General features: G+C 39.5%; 16 protein-coding genes. 8 read left to right on the top strand and 8 right to left on the bottom strand.

Going from position 1 to position 15948, the window contains the following annotated elements:
• Nucleotides 1-206: 206 nt before the first annotated feature.
• Nucleotides 207-1262, bottom strand: a complete 1056-nt coding sequence (locus tag SPD53_RS14000; protein WP_188856327.1) for a M20/M25/M40 family metallo-hydrolase — start codon at nucleotides 1260-1262, stop codon at nucleotides 207-209.
• A gap of 664 nt (nucleotides 1263-1926) precedes the next feature.
• Here SPD53_RS14000 and SPD53_RS13995 point away from each other — a divergent pair.
• The 4 genes from SPD53_RS13995 (at nucleotide 1927) to SPD53_RS13980 (ending at nucleotide 6076) form a co-directional block, all read left to right on the top strand.
• Nucleotides 1927-2484, top strand: a complete 558-nt coding sequence (locus SPD53_RS13995; protein ID WP_188856326.1) for a thioredoxin family protein — start codon at nucleotides 1927-1929, stop codon at nucleotides 2482-2484.
• 223 nt (nucleotides 2485-2707) lie between these two features.
• Entirely contained in the window at nucleotides 2708-3079 is a 372-nt protein-coding gene (gene yugI / locus SPD53_RS13990) for a S1 domain-containing post-transcriptional regulator GSP13 (protein WP_188856325.1), read from the top strand.
• Nucleotides 3080-3252: 173 nt separating this feature from the next.
• Nucleotides 3253-4599, top strand: a complete 1347-nt coding sequence (locus tag SPD53_RS13985; RefSeq protein ID WP_188856324.1) for a glucose-6-phosphate isomerase — start codon at nucleotides 3253-3255, stop codon at nucleotides 4597-4599.
• Between the two features lie 304 nt (nucleotides 4600-4903).
• Nucleotides 4904-6076 carry a MalY/PatB family protein gene (locus tag SPD53_RS13980; protein WP_188856323.1) on the top strand — a complete coding sequence of 391 codons (1173 nt, stop codon included), beginning with the start codon at nucleotides 4904-4906 and terminating at the stop codon, nucleotides 6074-6076.
• Between the two features lie 204 nt (nucleotides 6077-6280).
• Here the strand turns inward: SPD53_RS13980 and SPD53_RS13975 are convergent, their stop codons facing one another.
• Together SPD53_RS13975 and SPD53_RS13970 are read right to left on the bottom strand one after the other, a co-directional pair.
• Nucleotides 6281-6793: a superoxide dismutase family protein gene (locus SPD53_RS13975; RefSeq protein WP_336252942.1), complete on the bottom strand. Its 513-nt coding sequence runs from the start codon at nucleotides 6791-6793 to the stop codon at nucleotides 6281-6283.
• 76 nt (nucleotides 6794-6869) lie between these two features.
• Complete coding sequence (locus SPD53_RS13970) at nucleotides 6870-7058, bottom strand: hypothetical protein (protein ID WP_156855585.1); 189 nt, start codon at nucleotides 7056-7058, stop codon at nucleotides 6870-6872.
• A 117-nt stretch (nucleotides 7059-7175) separates the two neighbouring features.
• Here SPD53_RS13970 and SPD53_RS13965 point away from each other — a divergent pair, with 117 nt between their 5' ends.
• The gene (locus SPD53_RS13965; protein WP_336252941.1) at nucleotides 7176-7574 is read left to right on the top strand and encodes a kinase-associated lipoprotein B; all 399 of its coding nucleotides are present in this window, start codon (nucleotides 7176-7178) and stop codon (nucleotides 7572-7574) included.
• Nucleotides 7575-7673: 99 nt separating this feature from the next.
• Here the strand turns inward: SPD53_RS13965 and SPD53_RS13960 are convergent, their stop codons facing one another.
• A complete protein-coding gene (locus SPD53_RS13960) occupies nucleotides 7674-7937 on the bottom strand; it encodes a phosphocarrier protein HPr (RefSeq protein ID WP_156855587.1) in 264 nt (87 codons plus the stop codon).
• Nucleotides 7938-8141: 204 nt separating this feature from the next.
• Between SPD53_RS13960 and deoD the strand changes: the two genes are divergently transcribed.
• The 3 genes from deoD to SPD53_RS13945 all read left to right on the top strand — a co-directional run bounded on the left by deoD (nucleotide 8142) and on the right by SPD53_RS13945 (nucleotide 10309).
• The gene (gene deoD, locus SPD53_RS13955) at nucleotides 8142-8843 is read left to right on the top strand and encodes a purine-nucleoside phosphorylase (RefSeq protein ID WP_336252940.1); all 702 of its coding nucleotides are present in this window, start codon (nucleotides 8142-8144) and stop codon (nucleotides 8841-8843) included.
• Between the two features lie 118 nt (nucleotides 8844-8961).
• The gene (locus SPD53_RS13950) at nucleotides 8962-9555 is read left to right on the top strand and encodes a biotin transporter BioY (RefSeq protein ID WP_336252939.1); all 594 of its coding nucleotides are present in this window, start codon (nucleotides 8962-8964) and stop codon (nucleotides 9553-9555) included.
• Nucleotides 9556-9832: 277 nt separating this feature from the next.
• Nucleotides 9833-10309 (top strand): divergent PAP2 family protein, encoded by a 477-nt coding sequence (locus SPD53_RS13945; protein WP_156855590.1) that lies wholly within the window; start codon nucleotides 9833-9835, stop codon nucleotides 10307-10309.
• A 43-nt stretch (nucleotides 10310-10352) separates the two neighbouring features.
• On the opposite strand, the gene SPD53_RS13940 is transcribed toward SPD53_RS13945, so the two are convergent.
• From SPD53_RS13940 to SPD53_RS13925, 4 genes are all read right to left on the bottom strand, one after another.
• Complete coding sequence (locus tag SPD53_RS13940) at nucleotides 10353-11030, bottom strand: 3D domain-containing protein (protein WP_229782579.1); 678 nt, start codon at nucleotides 11028-11030, stop codon at nucleotides 10353-10355.
• A gap of 286 nt (nucleotides 11031-11316) precedes the next feature.
• The gene (locus tag SPD53_RS13935; RefSeq protein ID WP_336252938.1) at nucleotides 11317-11691 is read right to left on the bottom strand and encodes a DUF3888 domain-containing protein; all 375 of its coding nucleotides are present in this window, start codon (nucleotides 11689-11691) and stop codon (nucleotides 11317-11319) included.
• A 169-nt stretch (nucleotides 11692-11860) separates the two neighbouring features.
• A complete protein-coding gene (locus tag SPD53_RS13930) occupies nucleotides 11861-14614 on the bottom strand; it encodes a UPF0182 family membrane protein (RefSeq protein WP_336252937.1) in 2754 nt (917 codons plus the stop codon).
• Nucleotides 14615-14800: 186 nt separating this feature from the next.
• Nucleotides 14801-15850 carry an FUSC family protein gene (locus SPD53_RS13925; RefSeq protein WP_336252936.1) on the bottom strand — a complete coding sequence of 350 codons (1050 nt, stop codon included), beginning with the start codon at nucleotides 15848-15850 and terminating at the stop codon, nucleotides 14801-14803.
• Nucleotides 15851-15948: the final 98 nt, after the last annotated feature.

The following is a 15948-nucleotide window of genomic DNA, read 5'->3' as shown; positions in this document are numbered from 1 at the left end:
TGCAAATAGAGATTTTCAAAGAATAGCGCACAGAAAAACGATAGATTTGACCTAGCTGATACATAAGAAAAAGGCCTTTGTTTTCTAAGTTTAAGAAAACAAGGCCTTTTCTCCTGTATTTGGTCACTATTTTTAACCAATTTAGTGAGACTCTCCTCATACCTTTTTTAATTGGTAGGTCTATCCGCCACTAAACTATTTCACCTTTAGTCAAGTGGGTTTAAGCTCTCGTCACCCGAAAGGTTTGAAATCATCTCTACAAGCAAGGTAATTTCTTCTTCCATATCTTTAATACTTGTCGTTTCCACCGGAGAATGCATGTAACGTAATGGCAGGGAAACAAGGGAAACAGGGACACCTTTTCCGGTCAAGCGCATTCGATCTGCATCTGTTCCTGTATGCCTTGGAGTCAGCTCATATTGTACGTTCAGCTGTAAATCTGCTGCCGCTTTTTCCAGAAGCTGGTTTATTTTAATATTAATCGGTGCACCTTTTGCAAGTACTGGGCCGCCTTCAAGCTTAATATCTCCATATTTATTCTTATTCACGCCAGGATAATCTGTTGCAAAAGTCACATCACAAGCAATTGCCATTGTCGGTTCAATTCCTGCTGCAGCAAAATAGGCACCACCCATATTTGTTTCTTCATTTACTGTGCTCACCGCATATACTCCGACTTGAATATTTTTATCCGCAAGGCGTTTCAAAACTTCTGCAACGATGAAAGATCCTGTCCGGTTATCAAGTCCTCTTCCGGCAATATACCGGTCCTGCAAGATTTCCGGTTCTGTCTTATATACACAGAGGTCGCCAATTTGGACAACGTTTTCTGCCTCTTCTTTTGTTTTATAACCACAGTCGATAAATAAATCCGCTAAAGTGAAATCATCTTTTAAGCCACCGTGATGCTGGGCATTCACTCCAATAACACCGGTAACTTTGCCATTGTATCCAAAAACATCGACTCGCATTCCGACTGCTGCCTTTGGATTGATTCCACCCACCTTGTCAAAATGCAGATATCCTTGTTCATCGATCCGGTTGATGACAAGGGCGATTTCATCACTATGTCCTGCCAGCAGTACTTTAAACGGGGCTTCCGGGTTCAGGATTCCAATCACGTTACCAGCGTTATCTGTACGCACCTCATCAGCAAATTCTTTAACGTATGCCATCCATTTCCGTTGAATATCCATCTCCATACCGGAAGGGGAAGCGGTATTTAATAATTCCATCAGAAAATCTTGATTGAACGTTGTCATTTAATTCCTCCTAATCATCATTTACCCAACCCATACCTGAAAAATCAACACTTTCATTCAGCGTAAGTGCAACTGTCTCTGGAGGTCCGCAGTCCAGACACCTCTCGCTTTCCGCAGGCGGCTGGTGAGCCTCCTCGGGCTGTCGCCCTGCGGGGTCTCACCTATGCCTATCCTCCTGCTGGAGTCTCGAGGTGTCTGGACTGCTCCGAGGATAGACGTAATTTGGATTACTGTTTAATATTCCAGAAGTACAATCCTTATCATAACGGAATAATTTCTTTTTAAAATAATCCTTTAGACCAGTTCAGTTGCCCGGCGGACGGTGACTCCTACGGGAAAAGCACGAGTCCGAAGACCCCGCAGGAAGCGAACTTCTTCCGAGGCAGACTAAGAACGCCACGTCCTGTGGCAACGTCTGCATTAGCACGTCCTGTGCGTCGAGGCTGAGGCCGTGCCCGTGGAAAGCATCCGTCCGCCGGGCAACTGAACGATAATTAGAACGCCAATAAAATGAATGCACAAAACACTTACGCTGAATGAAAGCAAACTGGGAGGGTTGATTCATTTAGTTGTATTCTATTTTAACAAAAGAAGGCAAATTTGTTTACTTAAAGCGTGGATATCGGTAAAATTTAAGCGACTAATCATGAAAGGACGGGTATCGATGACTTTAAATCAATGGTTCGAACAAGCAATGCAAGCGGATGATTATATTGAGAGCATGAAGCAGAACAAGGATGGTCTCCTACATATTTATGATAACTTCAATTTACCTGAAGACGAAGCATTTTTTGAAAAAATTGCCAGTAAGAAATTACGAGCAATCGTCTTAACGGAAGACTGGTGTGGAGATGCCATGCTGAATGTTCCAATCCTATTACGAATATCTGAAAAAGCGAATCTGGAAGTACGGATGTTACTCCGTGATGATAATTTAGAATTAATGGATCAATACTTAACGAATGGAACAGCCCGATCCATTCCAATCTTTATTTTCATTAATGAAGCTGGTGAAGAAGTCGCGAAATGGGGACCTCGGGCTGCAAAACTTCAAGATTTTGTCGACGAATCCCGCGCTGCTCTACCACCAAAAGACGCGCCAGATCATGAGGATAAAGCGAAAGAAATGTATACGTTCATCGGTAAATCCTTCCGTGACAATACCGAGTTTTGGCACGATGTTTATGAAAGCATTAAGCAAGAGTTAGAATCAATCAATTGAACCTCTCACGACCGAAGTCACGAGATGAATTGGTTTATTCATAAACTTTTACCACGTATTAACGGTCTGTAATACACCGGTAAGGATTCCCTACTGAATGAAGTTTCACTTTTTCAGAACAACCCGTACACTCTATGATTTTTGCTAGAATCATATTTTTATGTTAAAATGGATAATTGTGTGAAAAGAATAGAGTTGAATTAAATAATAGGAGTTGTTCGGCATGAATAAAAGTCTAGAAAAAGGTCAAATTGTGGATGGTAAGGTAACAGGAATCCAGCCATATGGTGCCTTTGTCCAGTTGGATGAAGAGACACAAGGGTTGGTTCATATATCAGAAATTACACATGGATTTGTAAATGATATTAATGATCATCTTAAAATTGGCGATGAAGTGAAAGTGAAAATTCTTGAAGTAAATGAAGCGGAAAACAAAGTATCCCTATCCATTCGGGCTACAGAAGAAGCGCCAAAGAAAGAAACTCAAGCAAAAACCTCCACTAACAATCAAACAGTATCAAATGATTCTACTACAGGATTTAACACATTAAAAGACAAGCTACAAGAATGGATAAAACAATCAGAGAATAAGTAATAAACAAAGGCGAAATTGCCCTTGCTGGAAATGTTCCTTTAAGTAATACTTAAAGGAACATTTTTTTATGACAAAACAATGAACATCCGCCACGACGGTCTCTTCTTCTTGATTTCTAAAAGTAAATCCCGTAAAGTTAAACTAATAAATCCGAATAAAAAAGGAGAATACATATGACAAAAGTTACACTAACCTATGATAAAGCACTACCATTCTTCTCTGAAGAAGAACTTCATCATATGCAACCATTTGTCGATAAGGCCCATGAGCTTGTCCATGAGAAAACAGGACAAGGAAGTGACTTCCTCGGTTGGGTCGATTTACCGAAGAACTATGATAAAGAGGAATATGCAAGAATTAAACAGGCAGCGGAGAAAATCCGTGAGCATTCCGATATTTTACTCGTAATTGGAATTGGCGGTTCCTATCTTGGTGCTCGTGCTGCTCTCGAGATGTTGAATCATTCTTTCCAAAACTTACTTTCCAAAGATGATAGAAAAGTACCTCAAATTATTTTTGTTGGGCACCATCTGAGCTCAACCTATACTGCGGAATTATTTGATCTCTTAAAAGACAAAGACTTTTCCATCAACGTAATCTCTAAGAGTGGAACAACAACGGAACCTGCTGTTGCCTTCCGGATTTTCAAGAAATACTTAGAAGAAAAGTATGGAATGGAAGAAGCGAAAAACCGTATCTTTGCAACGACAGATAAAGAAAAAGGTGCGCTTAAAGGTGTAGCAGACGAAGCTGGGTACGAAACTTTCGTCATTCCGGATGATGTTGGCGGCAGATACTCTGTCCTTACCGCCGTTGGACTACTTCCAATCGCAGTTAGCGGCATTAATACAGACGATATGATGAATGGTGCAAAACAAGCGATGGATGATCTTGCAACTCCTGACTTAAAAGAGAATCCGAGCTACCAGTATGCAGCGATCCGTAATATTTTATATAATAAAGGAAAAGTGACGGAGCTTCTCATCAACTATGAGCCAAGCTTGCAATATTTCGCCGAATGGTGGAAACAGCTCTTTGGTGAAAGTGAAGGGAAAGACTTGAAAGGAATTTATCCTTCTTCTGCCAACTTTACAACAGACCTGCATTCTCTTGGACAGTATATCCAAGAAGGAAGAAGAAATATTTTCGAAACGGTTCTTCGCGTTCATGAATCAAGAAAAGAATTAACGCTTGAAGAGGCGGAAAACGATGCAGATGGATTAAACTATCTTGCTGGAAAAACATTACATGAAATCAATGAGAAAGCATTGCAAGGAACAATGCTCGCCCACACAGACGGTGACGTACCTAACTTGATCGTTGAAGTCCCAAGACTTGATGCATATACATTCGGCTATCTCGTTTATTTCTTTGAGAAAGCATGTGCCATCAGCGGTTATCTGCTCGGCGTCAATCCATTCGACCAGCCGGGTGTTGAGGCATACAAAAAGAATATGTTCGCCCTACTCGGGAAACCTGGATTCGAAGATGAAAAAGCTAAATTAGAAGAAAGATTATAAAACGAGACTTCATGGTTATAAGTGTTCCAACTCAGGTCTTTCCCCGGAGAAGTCAGAAAAAATTAGCACTTACGCTGAATGATAATAATCCGCGGGTTAACTTGATTACAGAGGAATATCTAACTGCTTCAAACTGTTAAAGTTGAGTTTTTTAAAAATATTTTAGTTTATGTGTTTATAATTTAATAGGTGGGGTAATACTATTACCGTAAGACTTTCTCGTATTCCCCCTGTAAGCAGAGCGTATATCGCTTTGCTTTTTTTTTTGCTATAATTAACTATAACACTGTGAGGAGGTAGTTTGATGGGAAATTTTGATCTAAACATTGACCGGAAAAATACAAAATCCGTAAAATGGGATATGGCAGAAACACTCTTCGGGTCAACTGACGTTATTCCAATGTGGGTTGCTGACATGGACTTTAAAGCGCCTAAAGAAGTAAATGAAGCATTAATGGAACGAGCACGCCATGGAATCTATGGTTATACGCTTGCAGACGATGAATTAAAAGATACAGTTGTTCGTTGGAATAAGGAAAGACACCAATGGAATATTCAGCCAGAATGGTTATCTTTCAGCAATGGGGTCGTTACCTCCCTACATATGGCTATTCAAGCATTTACTAAACCGGAAGACGGAATATTAATTCAGACACCCGTCTATCCACCCTTTTACAATGTTATTAAGGCACATAACCGGACAATTGTTAAAAATCCTCTCGTTTTTGAAGATAATTATTACACAATTGATTTTACTGATTTTGAAGCTAAGCTTAAAGATGTAAAAGCGTTCATCCTCTGTTCACCGCATAATCCGGTTGGAAGGGTTTGGAAGAAAGAAGAACTGGAGGAAATGGCTAAATTATGCGTGAAACATGATGTGCTGATTATTTCTGACGAGATTCATGGTGATCTCACCTATCCCGGATTTAGGCATATTCCAATTGCCTCGCTATCTGAAGATATTGCTAATCAGACGATCACATGCATGGCTCCATCAAAAACCTTTAACGTACCTGGACTAGCCGCGTCTTACTGCGTGACACCCAATCTGGATGTTAGAGGGAAATTAGATGAGGCCTTTAATAAACAGGGTTTCAACAATCAATTAAACACAATGGGGCAAATTGCGATGCAAGCTGCTTATACACACGGCGCTACATGGGTCGATGAATTAACCGCTCTATTAGAAAGCCATTATCAATATGTGAAAGAAAGCTTTGAAAAACATGCTCCAGAACTGAAAGTAGTGAAAACGGAAGGTACATACCTCCTTTGGATTGATTGCAGTGGACTTGGGTTTGATGCAAAAGGTATTCGAGAATTTTTCATAAACGAAGCAAAGGTCGGATTAAATGCAGGCATTGATTACGGAGAAGAAGGTAGTCAATTCATGCGCCTGAACATGGGTTGCCCACGTTCTACACTGGAAGAAGCCGTTAATCGAATAATTAAAGCAGTAGAAAAAAGAAGATAAGATAAAGTGAAACTTCATTCAGTGGGGGTTTCCTTACCTCCGCCACTGAATGTTAGTTGAACAGAATCAGGGATTTACGGACTGTATATCCCCCAGCTTCACATGTTGGGCATCCCTCCTATTTAGAGGTGGGGGTATTACAGACCGTTAATGCGTGAAAAATTAGAAAAAGCGCCTATTCGGGCGCTTTCTTTCTTGACTTAGCTACTTGGGAGTAATTTTTCCGCAAGCAATACGCTCTCCGGAATCTCCACTTGGCTGGGTATACCCGTCGTCCGGACCGTCATGGAGAACTAAAGAAGTTCCCTCCTCCCGAATCAATGAGTTTTTTCCATCTAATAGCGTCGCGTCCAGCAACTTGATCTCCTCATCGATCTTACCATCTCCATTTGCCTCGACATTTGGGAGATCACCAAGGTGGGGGCCTTTTGGGTTCATTAATCCATGCTCTTTATCTTCGGGGTTATAGTGATTCCCGGCACTTGTAAAGTCTGGTGGTTCGCATTTTGCATATTCATGTACGTGAATCCCGTGCCATCCAGGACTCACCCCTTCTAATTTGAGTTTAATACTTACTCCTTCAGAGTCTTCGGTCAAAGTTGCGGTTCCAAGCTTATCACCATCCACATTCAACATGGCCACTTCTTTCAACGTTTCATCATCATTAGACGTGCAAGCAGCTAAGAAAATTAAAAACAAATAAAAAATCCAACGCATATCGCTTCTCCTTTAGGTTACTAGTTGTAGTATCCCAAAAAATGCAAAGTTTTAAACGTTGGATTGTAGCAGCTAATTATTCTTTCAACTCTTTTTCTACTTCCTCTATCCGTTCTTTATAATCTTCTTCAAACCTCTCTTCTTCCTTCTTCGAGCGTCGCACCATAAAGTACACCGCAACAAATGCTAGTCCGATAAAAAGAAATAGAGTGAGTATCGGAATGATCAATTCGGATTTATCACTTGGAAAATAGAAGAAATCCATCTTTCATCACATCCTTACTTATTAGTATAGCAAAATTAACTTTTAATAGACAATAAGGGGTAATTATTCGCAAAAAGTTCACGAATTTGGCACAATAATTAAAGGGAGGTTGTAAAAATGGGGAAAGTGAAGATTGGGGAAATTGCAAAAGCGCATTATAGGTTAGGAACGTATATCGGCGAAGTAAAGGAAGATCGTGGTGACATGTACCTGATTGAAGTACTCGCTGTCCATAAGCATCCGCTCCAAGGCGATCTACATAATATGTATGAAACGAAAGATGTCTTTTTTCATGAACGGAAAGCACTTGCCTTTCGTGAGAAGATGAATGTTAAAAAGCCGGCTGTCCATCCATTTAATGGTGAGGTACCGGAATATGCTGCGTCGTTGGAACAAGCAATTGCAACATATCGGAATAAGCTGAATGAAGAAGACAGTGCATACAACCGACTGGCCTTACAGACGCTCGAGCGTCTTGAACAAGAAGTATACTTTAAAATTATAAAAGGAAGCTAGAGACATTCTCTTGCTTCCTTTTTCTTTCCTGAGGAAATTTTAAGATAAAGATGCTGTGGATTACAAAAATAATAGAAATGTCCACGTTTCGCTCCTTACTTACTCTCCTAAATGTTCTTTAATAACTGAAGTAATACCTTCAATTGCTTCTTCTGCATCATTACCATCAGCAGATATTTCCACTTCCGCACCGCGTGGGATACCAAGGGACATAACACCCATGATTGATTTCAAGTTTACTTTTTTATCCTTATACGTAATTTGAATATCTGAACTGTACTGTCCCGCCTTGTTCACTAATAATGTAGCTGGACGTGCATGTACTCCTGATTCAGCGGTTATTGTAAAGTTTTTTGTTTCCATATTTATCGCTTCCCTTCCATCAATTTACCATAACTATTGTTACAATATAACCCTCATCCCCATTATAAACAATTCCTCGCTACTTTTAAACTAATAACCAGTGAAACGGCTATCATTTTTTATAAAAATGTTTGTTATTTGTCATTTGTCATTCATCTTTTAGTGTGATACCTTTAATTTAAGATAGTTTAAGGAGGCATATTCATGAGTGTACATATCGGTGCAGAAAAAGGCGAAATAGCGGAAACAATATTACTTCCAGGAGATCCATTGCGTGCAAAATACATTGCCGAGACTTTTTTAGAAGATGCTAAGCTTTATAATGAGGTTCGTGGCATGTACGGTTACACTGGGAAATATAAAGGTAAAGATATTTCTGTCCAAGGTACTGGGATGGGTGTTCCGTCCATTTCCATCTATGTCAATGAATTGATAAGTGAATATGGTGTGAAGAATTTAATTCGGGTTGGAAGCTGTGGAGCACTACAGGAAAATGTGCAAGTTAGAGATGTCATCCTTGCCCAAGGCGCAACAACTGATTCCCAGGTTAACAAGCTTATCTTCGGAGACATTTTCTATGCTCCCCTTGCAGATTTCGATCTATTAAAAAGTGCTTATGATGCCGCGTCGGATAAGAATTTGCCGGTACGAGTCGGGAATGTATTTACAAGTGACAGCTTCTATCGCGAGAATGCCAAGTCCGTACATGAATTACTTGCAGCCTATAAAGTACTTGCGGTGGAAATGGAGACGACAGCTTTATACACGCTCGCAGCTAAATTTAACAGACACGCTCTATCCATTCTTACCGTTTCCGATCATATCCTAACTGGTGAAGAAACAACTGCAGAAGAACGTCAAACAACGTTCAATGAAATGATTGAAATTGCACTAGAAACTGCATAATTAAATTGATAAAGAGCATCTCATACTTCTGGGATGCTCTTCCACATTGTCACCCTCATTAAATTAAAGTTGACAAAATTTTAATTTCCTCGTACTATCATTACAAGGGGGAATTTTCATGAGCAGAATTAGATCAATTGATTTAACATTTGGGGCAATGTTCGTTTGTTTAATGGCGATAGGGGCAAATATTACGGTTTGGTTTCCGTTTCTGGCGATACCAATTGGCGGAGCGAGTGTGCCACTTTCTTTACAAACATTTTTTGCAATTTTGGCAGGATTTATGCTCGGTAAACGACTTGGTGCTTTTGCTATTATTACATATATTCTTGTCGGAGCGAGCGGGGTGCCGATTTTCGCCGGATTACAAGGTGGACCTTTTGCTTTAATCAGTCCAACAGGTGGCTTTATTATTTCTTTTGTATTTATCGCCTATGTTTCCGGCTGGATTAGCGAGAAGTTTCATAAAGAATCGATGATTGGTTATTCTTTAGGTGCTTTCGCCGGTCTCATTTTGAATTATGTTATTGGAGTATCTTACATGTATCTCGCGATGAATACGTGGCTTAATCTTGAGATTTCCTATCTTATCGCCTGGGTCGGAATGGTTCCCTTTTTAATTAAGGATACGATCCTTTCCTTTGTCGCTGCTTTCTTTATGGTTCAGCTTGTTAAGCGTGTACCTGCAAACTGGATTAAAGAAAGAGCCTAAGCCTTCACATCTTAAAAAATCAAGGCATTTAACTGAACTACTGATTACTTTTATTCAGCGTGGTGCCACTATCCCCTCAGAGTCCGCAGTTCAGACACATTTCCGCGGGCAACTAAATGGTGATTATATGTAAAAACTACTCGCGCTAGTAATCCACTGTTTCAAACTTCGAAAGTTGGGTTAATTACTTCCATCTGTATTGCTTTGTTTACGATGTTATACCGTTATGGTAAACTTAAATGAACGTTGGCAACGATCAGGAAGGAAGAAATAGGCAATGGAAATCTTTTCAAATTTTCCGTTATGGGCTGCTTTAATTGCAATTGTCTTTGCGCAATTTATAAAAATACCGATTAAATTAATTGTTGCAAGAGAGCTCTCTTTCCGAATCGCATTCAGTACAGGTGGAATGCCGAGCAGTCATTCGGCAGCAGTAACATCGCTTACGACCGCGGTAGGTATTGTCGAAGGAGTTACCTCAACCATTTTTGCAGTCGCTTGTGTATTTAGTGTGATTACGATGTATGACGCATCTGGCATTCGGCGTCATGCAGGAAAACATGCAGTCGTACTCAATCGGTTGATGAACGACTTGCAAACTATTTTTGAAGATGTCAGGGACTGGAATAAGAAAGAGGATAAAGAAAGACGAGAAGATTTAAAAGAATTATTAGGACACGAACCGATTGAAGTTTTCTTCGGCGCAATAACAGGAATTATTGTTGCGTTTGTTGTCCATCCTTGGTTTATTTAAAAAAAACCAGAAAGGAAATTTAATTCCTCTCTGGATTTTTTTATTATTCTCCTGTAAATTCTGAGCGAAATACCTGGAGAGCTTCATCTTCATTAAGTTCTGCGAGGGCTTCTTCCGTTAACTCGCCGTTCCCCATTTCAATCACATAAACGTCAAGTTTTTGTTTCCCCCACTCCTTAAATACATCATCGACTGTATCATAATACAAATCGATTTTATTTCCTTGGATTGCACTACCTTTATCCGCTACCACACCATATCCATAGGACGGGATAAAGAGAATCGTACCGATTGGAAATACATCTAAGTCTGCTGCAATCGTTGAATATAAATCCCTTTTTACCGTAACCCCTGAAAAGGTGATTCCGTATTCTGGATGCGTTTCGGTTTTTCCAGTTGATTCATAACCTGCCGTATAGCCTGTCGCAACGACCTGGACCGTAGGATATGCTTCCAAATCGATTGCATCTTCTAATGATTGTGGTGCTTCAATACTGTCACTTGAAATATACGTAACTGGTGCTTGTCTATGTTGTAATTCTTTTTCTGATAGGGCTGTTTCTCTCTGTCCGATTTGTTCCTGTATCATTTCCCCATTTTCGTGTTGGGTGTTCGCTGCCTTTGTATGGACATCTTCTTCCGTCACCAACATCGATACAACCACTAGGAAGATAGCAATATATAAGCTGACAATTCCTAGCTTTTTGTAAGAAATATTCATCTTTACACCTCTCTGGTACTGCTATTTGATAGTTTATTTTTAACAACTACCTTTACACCAGACTAGGATGTCCAGATTCTCGATGAATATACATTATTATACGAACTACTCCCATCACTTACCCCCTTATAGATTGCTTGAATCGGGGTTTCTTGACTTATCGCTACTTTTAATAGCTAACGAAAACGGACCGGAATACCTTTTTGAAATTGATAGCTGGATTATAGTTACAATCTGCCACAAAACCGCAAGAACACTGGAATACACATTTAGATAAGGATAGTTTCTATTTGTTAAGGTACCACTTTAATATTTCATCTTTATCTTTCGACGGTTTATGGTCATAACTAACTAATTTTAGTCCATCAATCTCCCGTTTAAATTGTAATGTATCCGTACCGATTGTATTGTGCGCTCCAATAAACGTAGAAATCTGCACAGTAATATCAAAGGTTAATCCGCCAGTCATTTTCAGGTGTAAAATCTTCTCGTTTTCGAATTCAACGTCTTTGATATCGTAGTTTTCATAAACTGCTTTATAAATGGCATCAAACATCAAGGATATCAGTGCTTTTTCACATTCTGATTTGTTGTAGGCTTCGACTGTAGGAACAATTGGGATTATTAAAAGAAACAAAGATAAAGCAATAGCTTTCCTCATTATTTCACCTCTATATGTGTTTATCTTGCCACCTTTTTTTGAAAATTATGCTTATAATATTCTCTTAATTAAAGAGCTATCTTTTAATAAAGAGAAAATAGTTTTTACGCAATCAAAAAGACGGGCAGGGATTACCTGCGCCGTCTTAGATTGAACAATACATATTATTTTATTCCATTGTAGCGAGTATTTCTTCAATCTCAGCCATAATTCTTCCAGCCTCTTCCCAATCTCCACTAGATAATGCTTCTTGGTAATCATCAAATAATGTAGAGAATTGCTCAAGAATCATTTCTGCTCCTTCAAGCGGGATGGATGGCATTGAGTCCTCATCCTCTGGCAGTTCTTCAGGGTCACCGTCATCTGTAGCTGGAGGTGTTCCTGCATCTGGATCCATTAATTCAAAGAGTGATTCCATTGCACGTTCAAGAGTCGTCTCCATTACAATATGATCCTCATAAGCGACGATGATTTGTTTAACTTCCGGTAGAGATGTCTCATTGGACGATTCGATATAAATCGGTTCAACATACATAATCGTGTCCTCTATCGGTATCGCAATCAAGTTTCCGCGAATAACTTCCGAACCACCTTGAGACCATAAGTTCAGCTGTTGAGAAATCGTACTGTCCTGATTAATTCGGTTCTCAATTTGCTGCGGTCCATAAATATTTCGCTGTTTCGGGAAGGTGTAGACGAATAATTCACCGTAATGCTCCCCATCATTCCGAACTCCCATCCAGGCGATCATATTCTGCCTATTTCTAGGAGTGTATGGAACCATAAGAATGAATTCTTCCTCTTCATATTCCGGTAATTTCATCGTAATATAATACGGTTCAATGACAACATCAGAGTCGAAATAATTCTCTGTAGCGAATTGCCAGAAGTCTTCACGGTTATAAAACACTTCTAAGTTCGACATATGGTATGTACCATACATTTCCGACTGTACTTTAAATAATGTTTCCGGGTAACGGAAGTGACGCTGAACATCTTCTGGAATCTCTTCTGTGAAAAGATCAGGGAAAATCGTCTGATATGTCTTCACGAGCGGCTCATCTGGTTCAACAATATAAAAATCAACTTCCCCGGTATATGCATCAACAACAACCTTGACCGAGTTACGGATGTAGTTGCTGTCTCCGCTAAATTGTTCGGAGTAAGGATAGTTCTCAGCGATTAAATAGACATCCATCATCCACGCTAAGCTTCCATCATCTCTAATAAAGATATATGGGTCAGAATCATATTCAAAGAATGGAGCAATCTTTTGAACACGGTCCATAATATTACGGGTCTTCAGTAGTCTACTTTCCGAATCCAATTGATCGGATACCAAGAAGCGGAAGGACCCTTGATCAATGGCAAATAATAATCGATTGAGACCGGTCAACTGAATCCCAGCTTCTTCTTCATAACGGGTGGAAACATTCTCGTCTCCGGATGGATAATCGAATTCATCCACTTTCGTATTAACGATCACGTCGTTATACTCTTCTTCCCCGAAATAAATTTGTGGACGAGTTACATCAATCGTTCCTTCAACAGGAATATTTCTCTGTAAATATTGTGGCTGACCTTGGGACGTAATTTCATTAACATGACTCATCGCAATCCCGTAACCGTGTGTATAACGGAGGTTCCTGTTCACCCATGTTTGGGCTTGTTCTGGTAAATCTTCCGTACTCAATTCACGGGCTCCAATAAACACTTGCTGATAATCACCATCAATTTCATACCGGTCAATATCAATATCATTAAAACGATAATAGGTCCGGAACGTTTGGATTTGATTATAGATATCTAAAAGTGGCCGCGAGTCGTTAATTCGGATGTTGTCAATGGTAAGTGAATTCCTCTCTACCATCGCCTCATCAAGTGAATAATTTCCCGGGTGCTCTTCTTCCTTTATCTCATCTAAATCATAAGCTGCTCGAGTAAATTCCAAGTTACGTTCCAAATACGGTGATTCTCTTTGGAATTCATTTGGTGAAACGACGAAGCTCTGCACAATCATCGATGCACCCTGCCCCACAATCAATACGACGACATAAGCAGCGATTGGTATAATTGCTGATTTAATTTTGCCACGGTATAAGGAAATAATTGTCCATACTGCCGCAATTATTGCAACTCCCGCTAGAATATATGCTTTCGGTATGTTAATAAGTTCATCGGTATAGCTTAAACCATATACGACACTCGTCTGGAATATATTCACCTGGTTTGATAGTAAGGTGTGGTATGGCTGCAGAAAATGAATCGCTGCCACCATCAATCCTACAAGTCCGATTGTAACTCCTATATGGAGCTGGGCCCGTTTACTTAAGCGGTACATGTGGAATACAGAATAAGCCCCAATCACAGTTAGAAGAGCTAAGATCGCCAATGTTAAGATTAAATAGACGATAAACTCCAAGAATGGTAAGACGAACATATAGAAAGAAATGTCCATATTAAAATGCGGGTCGGTTATTCCAAATTTTTCATGCTGTAAAAATTTTAGCAGCGGTTCCCATCCAAGTCCTTGGACGACAGAACTTCCTAAAATTCCAACAAAGAAAGACGTACCGACGATAATTAAGCGGCTTAATTTTTTCTCCGCAAGAAATGGCGGTAACTGGCTTTCATGGAAATGATTGATGTAAGAACTGCGAATCCACTGCAATGTAAGGAAAGACGCAATAAAGAAGAGGACGAATCCTACTACAATCAGTGTCATTTTACTTCCAAGAATAGTTGTAAATACGCTACCGAATCCTAAGTTATCAAGCCATATATAGTCGGTAATCCAATTAAATGTAAGTAAAAATAGAAGTCCTACCACTAACAAGATTCCAAATATCCAGCCGAAAAACTTCCCCATTTTCTTCATTTTTGCCATTTGTTCCGGCGTTAATGTACGTGGTTGTTTATCCAATGTAACCCTCCCTCTCTTATTTATCTTTATCATTACTAATGATAACAGAAAGTAAGCTAAGGCGCTCTTTACAGCTCTTGATAAGTACTTTCTGCTCCCCTGTTTATACGAATTTGAAGAGCAAAATGTTTCATTTTTCATAAAGAAAAAACCTAGTTCAGAAACTAGGTGGCAGCAGTCTCTAAACTAGGCATCTATTGGTTGATTTTCTTTTTTACGGACGAACTTTTCAAGTTTATCAAGTTCAGCAAATAATTCGATAAGACTGTTTGCTACTGGGAAGACGTATGTCCATTTGTCAAAACCAGAACCTTGCAGCTCTTCAATCAAATTATTGATTGTCAGCCGCATCGCATTTTTCGTTTCCCGTTGCAGGTCACGATCAAGGACAATTTTATTTTGATATAGTAAAAAGATGTTCTCGCTGTAGTTTGTTATCTCATTGATTAATTTTTTAATGACATGACTTTTCCCACTGCTCATCGCTTCAATTTCTTCTATATTTTTCTCCAGTTGAGTAATGAGTGTATATTGTTTCTCCAAAACATGAATCATATGTTTATAGATGACAATACTCCGCAGAAAATGAATCTTGTTCCGGATAAATAGGCGGCTGCGTTCCTCGACAAGGATATCAAAATAGTCCTTGATTTTCGTTATCTTCTTTTCAATTTCCCTGTCTTCTGTTTTAAGGGTTGGAACACTCATCGTTTTATTTGGTATCACGCGTAGTAAAAAAAGTGTCTGATCAACCGCATCTTGGATCCGGTTAAAGAGTAACTTTTGGTGATTGGGTGGGAAGACAAGTGCATTTACAATAAATGCAGATACGACTCCAATCACAACAAGGGATACCCGGTTAATAATAAAGGGGACATTTATTCCCTCAGCACTTTGCAGCATGATTGTGATAATCGTTAACACGGTTAAACTGACTGTCTTATTTAAGCCCAGGCGAACGTTAATCGCAATAGATATAATAACTACGGCCCCTACTGATAGAGGGTGGTTACCAAGCAGAAAGATCCCGATTAAAGAAAAGATAACAGCTACGGAGTTCGCGATTACTACTTCTTTAAAGTACGTGAAGGATCGCATGATGGATGGTTGCATTGCTAAGACTGCAGCAATAGCTGCTACTAATTCGAGTTCTAATTGTAGCATACTTGTGATAACAAGGGTTAATGTTACTGCAATACCAGTCTTCAACATTCGCGGGCCTATATTAAATTCCATTTCTACACCTCTATATTCATTGCAATTATAATTGCATCGACATACACCATCTTATTATAATTTCTTCCCACCACTTCCGCAACTACATTTATTGCTAA

The organism is Oceanobacillus sp. MO10714A (genome assembly GCF_037072045.1).
In the GTDB taxonomy this organism is placed as follows: domain Bacteria; phylum Bacillota; class Bacilli; order Bacillales; family Amphibacillaceae; genus Oceanobacillus; species Oceanobacillus indicireducens.
Note: the sequence above shows the minus strand (reverse complement) of the source record. Positions and strands in the feature narration are given on the sequence as shown.